General features: G+C 41.9%; 8 protein-coding genes and 1 tRNA gene. 3 read left to right on the forward strand and 6 right to left on the reverse strand.

Annotated elements, in window-relative coordinates:
* From VIP81_RS32310 to VIP81_RS32320, 3 genes are all read left to right on the forward strand, one after another.
* A partial coding sequence (locus tag VIP81_RS32310) for a 2,3,4,5-tetrahydropyridine-2,6-dicarboxylate N-succinyltransferase (RefSeq protein WP_331971972.1) occupies nt 1–508 on the forward strand: 508 nt, incomplete at its 5' end.
* Between the two features lie 130 nt (nt 509–638).
* Nucleotides 639–722, forward strand: a tRNA-Leu gene (locus VIP81_RS32315).
* A 303-nt stretch (nt 723–1025) separates the two neighbouring features.
* Entirely contained in the window at nt 1026–2045 is a 1020-nt protein-coding gene (locus VIP81_RS32320; RefSeq protein WP_331971976.1) for a PDDEXK nuclease domain-containing protein, read from the forward strand.
* 302 nt (nt 2046–2347) lie between these two features.
* Here VIP81_RS32320 and VIP81_RS32325 read toward each other — a convergent pair whose 3' ends face one another.
* The 6 genes from VIP81_RS32325 to VIP81_RS32350 all read right to left on the reverse strand — a co-directional run.
* Nucleotides 2348–2989: a 4'-phosphopantetheinyl transferase family protein gene (locus tag VIP81_RS32325; RefSeq protein ID WP_331971979.1), complete on the reverse strand. Its 642-nt coding sequence runs from the start codon at nt 2987–2989 to the stop codon at nt 2348–2350.
* A 40-nt stretch (nt 2990–3029) separates the two neighbouring features.
* Entirely contained in the window at nt 3030–3791 is a 762-nt protein-coding gene (locus tag VIP81_RS32330; protein ID WP_331971983.1) for a helix-turn-helix transcriptional regulator, read from the reverse strand.
* A 186-nt stretch (nt 3792–3977) separates the two neighbouring features.
* Nucleotides 3978–4673: a hypothetical protein gene (locus tag VIP81_RS32335; RefSeq protein WP_331971986.1), complete on the reverse strand. Its 696-nt coding sequence runs from the start codon at nt 4671–4673 to the stop codon at nt 3978–3980.
* A 49-nt stretch (nt 4674–4722) separates the two neighbouring features.
* Nucleotides 4723–5469 (reverse strand): ThiF family adenylyltransferase, encoded by a 747-nt coding sequence (locus VIP81_RS32340; protein ID WP_331971989.1) that lies wholly within the window; start codon nt 5467–5469, stop codon nt 4723–4725.
* An 84-nt stretch (nt 5470–5553) separates the two neighbouring features.
* The gene (locus VIP81_RS32345) at nt 5554–6384 is read right to left on the reverse strand and encodes a hypothetical protein (RefSeq protein WP_331971993.1); all 831 of its coding nucleotides are present in this window, start codon (nt 6382–6384) and stop codon (nt 5554–5556) included.
* Between the two features lie 32 nt (nt 6385–6416).
* Nucleotides 6417–7896 (reverse strand): glycosyltransferase (locus VIP81_RS32350; RefSeq protein ID WP_331971996.1); only part of this gene is annotated, 1480 nt, incomplete at its 5' end.

Raw genomic sequence — 7896 nt, forward strand, 5'->3', positions numbered from 1 at the left:
CGGCGCTTATATCGCCAAAGGTTGCATCCTGATGCCATCTTACGTTAACATCGGTGCATTTGTTGATGAAGGTACCATGGTAGATACCTGGGCCACCGTAGGTTCCTGCGCGCAAATCGGCAAACACGTACACCTGAGTGGTGGTGTAGGTATTGGCGGTGTACTGGAGCCATTACAGGCAAGTCCGGTGATTATTGAAGATGGTGTTTTCGTTGGTTCCCGTTGTATTGTAGTAGAAGGTGTGAGAGTAGAAAAAGAAGCGGTATTGGGTGCTAACGTAGTGCTGACGCAATCTACCAAAATCATTGATGTAAGCGGCAGCGAGCCAATTGAATACAAAGGCCGTGTACCAGCCCGCAGCGTGGTAATTCCTGGTACTTATACCAAGAAATTCCCGGCAGGTGAATACCAGGTTTCCTGCGCATTGATTATTGGTCAGCGTAAAGCTTCTACTGATCTGAAAACAAGCTTAAATGATACGCTGCGTGAATTTAATGTAGCGGTATAAATATTACTTTTTTTGAGGATCGCGCAAAGCCTTGATGGCTTTGCGCGATTTTTTTTGGGGTATGTGAAAAAAAATTTGGTGGATTTAAAAAAACGCTTACTTTTGCAATCCCTTAACGGGGACATGCGATGCCCAGATGGCGAAATTGGTAGACGCACTGTGTTCAGGTCGCAGCGTTCGCAAGGATGTGCTGGTTCGAATCCAGTTCTGGGCACTAAGGTGGACAAATCGAGATTACTCTTGGTTTGTCCATTTTTATTTTCGGGAAGATCTGCGCCCAGCGCGTAAATTAGCTTGACGGCTTCATTGAGTCGGGCGGTTCGATAATTCAATCCGTCAAAAGTGAGTTTTTCGGGGAAAATCGAACCATCACTTGCTTTATAAATGAATAATTCCCTCACCCCATTAACTTCCAATTAACGCTTGTGATTCTTTCGTTGTCTAATTTTCAGCTTCTTTATTTAACAAGAAAATCAGGCATTCCATAATATTGGTTTGCCAATAAAGAATAAGCATAATGGCAAAAGGGAAAAATGCAACATCAATTGAACAATCTTTATTCAATGAGCTTTCGCAGCTTATAGAGCAAAGCCAAAGGCAAGTGTTTTCACATGCTAACAGTACCCTTACGATACTTTTCTGGCAGATTGGCCAACGTATTAACGATGAAATCCTTAGAAATAAGCGGGCGGAGTATGCAAAACAGATTGTGTCGACACTGTCGACACAATTAAAGAGTCAATATGGAAGGAACTTTGAGATAAGGAATTTAAGGAGAATGATGCAATTTGCAGAGCAATTCACGGAGCTGGAGACTATTTTACCACTGTCAAAGCAACTGAGTTGGTCGCATTTCGTGGAATTGTTACCGTTGAAGAATCAGGATGCAAAGCTGTTCTATGCGCAGGTGGCTGTTAGTCAGGCATTGGGTATAAGGGATTTGCGAAAACAAATTTCAACCAAAACATTTGAGCGGACAGGTATAGCGAATATACAAAACACCAGCAACCATCCAGCGATTAATGACAATTTCAAAAACCCGTATTTTCTGGACTTTCTGGGGTTACAAAACACCTATCTTGAAAAGGATCTGGAAGAAGCTGTACTACGCGAACTAGAGGCTTTCATATTGGAGCTGGGTAAAGGGTTTGCCTTTATAGAGCGTCAGAAAAGGATGATTATCGACGGAGAGGACTTTCATTTAGATCTTTTATTCTACCATCGTAATTTAAAGCGCCTGGTTGCTGTTGAGCTGAAACTGGGGAAATTTGAAGCCCAGCACAAAGGACAGATGGAATTGTATTTAAAATGGCTGGACAAGTATGAAAAGAAAGACGAGGAACATTCTCCCATAGGTTTAATCTTATGTGCCGAAAGTAGGCGGGAACAAATAGAACTCCTGGAAATGCACAAAGATGGAATAGTGGTCGCGGAATATTGGACAGAACTACCTCCTAAAAAAGTGCTGGAGAAAAAGATACATAATATCTTCATTGAAGCTAAGGAGCGGATTGAAAGAAAAAAGTTATTGGAATAATATTATAAGAGCTTGTTATTCTTTGAATGCGATAGCATGAAGGAAGCTGATCGTTTTGGTTTTACCAAAACATAGCTGGCAACCGGGATTGGTGTTGTTTTTATTTTCACCGACAACGGACAGAGCCAGGCTTGCTGATTGTGGAAAGAGGATGCAAGTGAAAAGAAAATGTAGGTTAGGTAGAATCGGTTCGAGAAAACTACACTCCGGTGCACAAAAGAGGCTTGTAAGTATTAACTTACAAGCCTCTTTTTATTTAGTCAAGTGTTGTTTCTTTTCTTCTTTACAGAAATGCCATATTCTTATACTAACAATTCCCTGGGATCAAAGCTCACGATTAATGGTTGCAGATTGCTTTGAGCTGAACATACATAGGAAGTATAGCCTTCACCGAGCTGCAGACGGGTAAGATACCAGCTACTGTTGTTATAATACACTTCGGTTTCCAGGCAGCAAATTTCTTTTAAACCATTTACAATTCCGGTGCCGGCGGCTTTCAATACGGCTTCTTTTCTCACCCAGATATCATAAAAACGCTCCAGTTCTTTGTTTGAAGCCAGAATGTATCGGGTTTCCTCGGGACGAAAATGGTCGGCCATCATTGGCACATCAATTGGCAGTGTTTTCTCTATATCAAGACCTACCGCCGTTTCAGCAAAACAAATGGCCGTAATATCCCCGGAATGAGCAATATTGAATTCCTTCCAGCCGGCTATAAAGGGTTTGTAATCATCGTCTCTTGTCCAGTGATGGATCAGGTGTTCCTGGTTTTCCTGTTTTAAATATTTCAGCAGCATTAACCTGGCCAGCAATCTGGACTGCCGATCGGACAGGGTCCGGTACCTGTTTATTTCCGTTACCATGAAATCCGGCAGCAGCGCCAAATAGGGAGCCATCCCGGCGCCAGGCATCGAGTTATTATTGCAGCATGAAATAATGCACATGGGGTTTGGAAATGTATAAAATCGATTGGAAAAAGTTCCTTTAAATTGCCCACCCAATCATGGATGCGGTAATCGCCTCGGAGATAGATTTAACTCTTAATTTGGAAAATACATTCTTCTTGTGGAATTTGATGGTGTCTATTGACAGACATAATTTATCGGCGATATTGTCCATTGTTAGCCCCTGTGCTGATAGCAGCAAAATTTCTTTTTCCCTGCTGTTTAGTTTCACCCGTTCCACCTCCGTCCAGGCATTGTGCTCAAGACTATACTGGAAATGCCTGTCTAATTCCTTACTATTAAACTTAATATTGCCTGCTGTTGAATTCGGGGAGATGGAAACAACGCACAATGCAATCCAGGCATTGCCGTCTTTATCTAAAAACACTGGTATCAGCTTGTGATTAACCAACACCAGCCCGCCCTGTGGCTGCATTAAATGAAAGTCGTAGGAAATAACATATTTCAGGCGGTCTTCTATTTTTAAGTTTTGCCAAAACGCGAATCCAACCTCATTAATCTTCAGAAGTAATTCTAAATCATCCTTCGGCACATGCTTGAAATAAAAATTGTAGCCGTCATTTAGCACTTCCTCTGGTGTACAACCGCAAAGAAAAATGGGATTTTTCGACACGTAAAGAAATCCTTGCTTGGCATAGTCTATAATGTATACACTTTCATAGGAAACTTCACTTAACACCTTAGCAAAATCGATCAAGTTTTCTACCGCTTTATACTCATCCTGTTTCGGTTTCTCATCAAAAGTTTGCGTCTTAAAGAAGTCCTCTACTGAAATGCTCATATTTTGGGTTAATTTTCTTCTTGAAGATAGAAAAAATATTCCTCATATTTTATTTTACTTTTATTCTCCTATGCAGTAGACGAATTTACTGTAAATCAATCAATTACCTCTTTGCAGCGCTATCACACCGGGTATTCGACAAGATAAATATTCTCATTTTATGCGCTTTATAGTTGTCCAGATGAGCTATTTATAAGCCTCCTCATATTCGCTGGCATAGGTGGCATCCTGGAAAAAAGTAAAATCATCCATATTCTCCCGGGTAAAATACCGTTCAGCATGAGAGGCGATAAAACCATCCAGCCAGCCTGACTTAATACAGATAGGCAGTGTTTCGCTACCCAGGTAGCTGAGGGAATTGCCCAGTTGCAAAGAACGTACGCCCAGCGATTCCAGGGTGCTTGTCAGCTTTTTATCGCATTCGGCCAGTAACAGCCCATCCGCCAGCCTGTTCAGGGGATAAAAAGCGTTGAACAGCAACTTTTTCAGGATGGTGATCCTGCCGGCGGCGGTGGGGATCTTATGGGAAATGGCAAACCGTCCTATATGCCATACTTTAGTTCTGTCATGCAGAAAGTTGATACATGGAATGCTCACGCCAAAGAGCCGTTGAATAGGCAGGATCGTCGTTTTATCCCAATAAGTGAGCTTAATGGACCCATAAATTTTATGATCTTTTTTATTTCTTAACACGTAATATATCGAGCTGTCGAAAAATTCAACATCTTCCTTCGTCAAATCGTTGATTTCTTCAGATAATTCCTCGGCTGTCAGCGCCAGCCCCTGATGGCCCCAATAATTTTCGGCAACAATAAATGCCACCATTTCGTTCAACTCTTCTTTCTGAAGTCTGGAGATATAAAAGTCGTTTATTAAGAACATAGGAATCAGTTTTGTACAATAAATTGTGGTGAAAAATGTTTGTGGAATTTCAAGCGATTGACAAATAATAACTTTCGGGGAATTTCTTTACCACCTTATCAGTAGCGATGTCCGAAACAATGTGTGCTACCATGCCGGAGAGTATGTTTACGCCGATAGACAACTGTGGTGGTGGTGATGTGAGTGCCACCTCGCCATACTCTTTCAGAAAGTTCTCAAACCAGTCGGTAGAGATACTTTGCTTTTCCAGGCTGCCCAGGATAAATTGCCCTACATTCATTTCAAATACTTTATGCTCACGTTCCAAAGACTGGATACCGTGGCTATCGGATGTTAGTACGGTTACAAAACCGGCCCAGCCCAGATTGTAGGGATGTATAACCGGTATACCTGCCTGGCGGCATGTTTCATCAAACAGAAACGGTATATCCGAATCGAAGTCGAGTGCATTTACAGCAACACTATACTCCATATCAAACTCGTACAGGTTATCAATGGTTATGAATCTTGGAATGGCAGTGATATTAGCCTGGGGGTTTATTGCTAATAATCGTTTCTGTAGTACCAGCGCCTTATTCATGCCGATGTCGGCCTCTACATAATTCTGACGGTTCAGGTTTGTCAGTTCTACATAATCTCCATCTACTATGGTAAGATTTTCAAAGCCCATGCGCAACAGACATTCTGCAATGTAGCTGCCTATTCCGCAGCCGGCTATTAATATGCTGAAATCTTTAAAACGTTGCTGTGCGCTGTTACTGATGTGAATCTGGTTACGAACGTATCTGGGGTCCATGAGACAATATTTTTTTAAGCGAATGAATGGTGGGGCTCTATTCTTCTTAATATTGATTCTCTTCTCCTTAATATTTACTCTTTTCTAAATAAACCGAAGCATTATGTCTTCTTTCAACAAGTTATTAGGATAGTCAAGGTTTTCAATTGGATATGTAACCGGCTCGTATATAATGTCAGTCTCTGCTATTACTGACCTTCGAAGAAATGTACATTCCAGTACGATAGGAATCTCGATGCGTTCATTTATATTACCCTCCTGCTTATTGTAGGTAAAACTATTTTCAAAATTGTTACCATGAATGTGAATTAAATTAAAATCCTTTTTTAGTTTTCTTATGATATAGTGAAGCTCATCTATTCTTCTATCCAGGCTATGAAACTCGATTATCAATTGATCCACACAGTTTAAATTGTGCATAAATTCGTCATCTAAAACATCGTATTCATCACCTTCTATATCTATCTTCAACATCAGTCTTTTGTTCTTTAATCCAAATCGTTCCAGATGACCCGCAAAGGTGCTGTACTTAGGTCTGTTTACTTTAGCCAGGCCCTCGTTATTAAAGACAACACCCTTTTTCTCCAGGTGACGTTTTATTTTCCAGAATTGCCAAATAGAAAAAATGTATTTACCTGCTGCATACATTCTTAATGACTTCAGCATTGCAGCCAGCTTTTTAAGATCCAGCATTGTCTTACCAAACATCGTAGGATCAAACATCAGTACATTGGTTCCGCAGCGTGTATTCAGGTCTGCTTCGAATTGTACATCCCAACCCACTCCGTACGTCAGCAACATGTCTATATCTGATAACCCCTTTCCATATACGATATATCCTCCATCATAGTTGTTACCAAGCCTGATCTTATTTCTAACATTTACTGGTTTTAAAAAATCAACATTCATCATCATCTGAATTTTTTGGTGAGTAAAACACTGGCGATTTAGAAGCTGCTGACAAACCCCTGTAAGCTCAACAGCATATCCTCATTCTTCCATTTATTTTTTATCCATTCTGATCCTTTTGCTGATAAATTTCTGAAATGTGTGTACCGGTTATGCACGTCCCGTATGGCGTCTTTAATGGCATCTACTTCAATCCTGGCCCAATCGCCAATACATATACCTTCAAAATCTGCGGGTTCTTTTGCTGCGGCAGGAATCACCCTGCAATAGCCGCTTTTTGCCAGCTCTCTATGCACGGGAATATCTGTAACGATGGTGGGTATGCCCAGGTACATACTCTCTCTTGGCGTATAAGACCAGCCTTCACCACTTGAAGGGAATATATAGCAAGACAGTTGATGATACCATGCAGCCATCTGTTCATCGTTCAACTTACCGGTGGACCATACCACCATTTCATCGTTTTTCATTGCCTGAAAAGCCTGCATATCCAACCAATCATAACTACTGGATACATGAACATGCAGTTTCAGCTGCGGGATGCACTCCTCCTGTAACTGGCGGCAGGCTTCATATAACTTTAACAGGTTCTTTCTCTTTACGGGTACACCCAGAAATCCGACATTGAATATTTCAGGGGTAGTGTAAGACATCTGCGTACGTCTGAACCGGTGATAGCCCTGGTGTATTACCGTTACCGGCACCGACACGCCGGAATTGCGAAACACCTCTCTGATAGCTTCATGTGGTACAATGCAATGACGATACTGATTGATAGCAGCCACCCAGTTTTCCGGAAGCTGATCAGATTCAAAGGTGGTGAAGATGGCATTACTGTTCCGGGATGAAATTCTATTTTCATATAAGGGAGCTATCCCACAGACCAGGACCTTTTCCCCTTCCATGCTGCTGGTATCAGGTACTACGGTTCCTATTTCCTTAATTCGGCTAAAGACTCCTGACAAACCATCATAGGGTGTTTCAGCTGATGGATAAGTTTCCAGTAATAAGACTGAGTTTAATACAGACTCCCAGCGCCAGGAACCAACGTGATAATGTACTGCATAATCACCAAAATGACAGGAGGCAGGACCACATGATTTGGGACAAGGCCGGCTGCTATTCTCCAGCAAAACGATATCGTTGTAGCGGTGCTTCATCCTGTGGTATACTTTCGTTAATAAACCAGGCCCCGTCATCTCCAGTATATCCTGCTCGTGCGCTATAGTTCCGGTTGATTTTACGCTGGCGGCCTCCAGGAAATCATGCAGGAAAGCATGTCCGGCGCGCGCTCCAAACATATAATTGGCAATTCTTGTACGGTAACGATGCCCAAGATGATCTGCTTCTTCCTCCGATAAAACCTTTTCTATACCCAGTACCAGTTCGCCATCACGCAGGTCATCCAGTTCTTTGAGGCAAAGCATATCCAGGTCCAGATAAAATCCCCCCAACAGGTACACGATCATCACGCGAAAAATATCTGCCCGTTGTACGGGATACGGGAATGCCAGGTAG

The organism is Chitinophaga sp., from assembly GCF_036566945.1.
In the GTDB taxonomy this organism is placed as follows: Bacteria; Bacteroidota; Bacteroidia; order Chitinophagales; family Chitinophagaceae; genus Chitinophaga.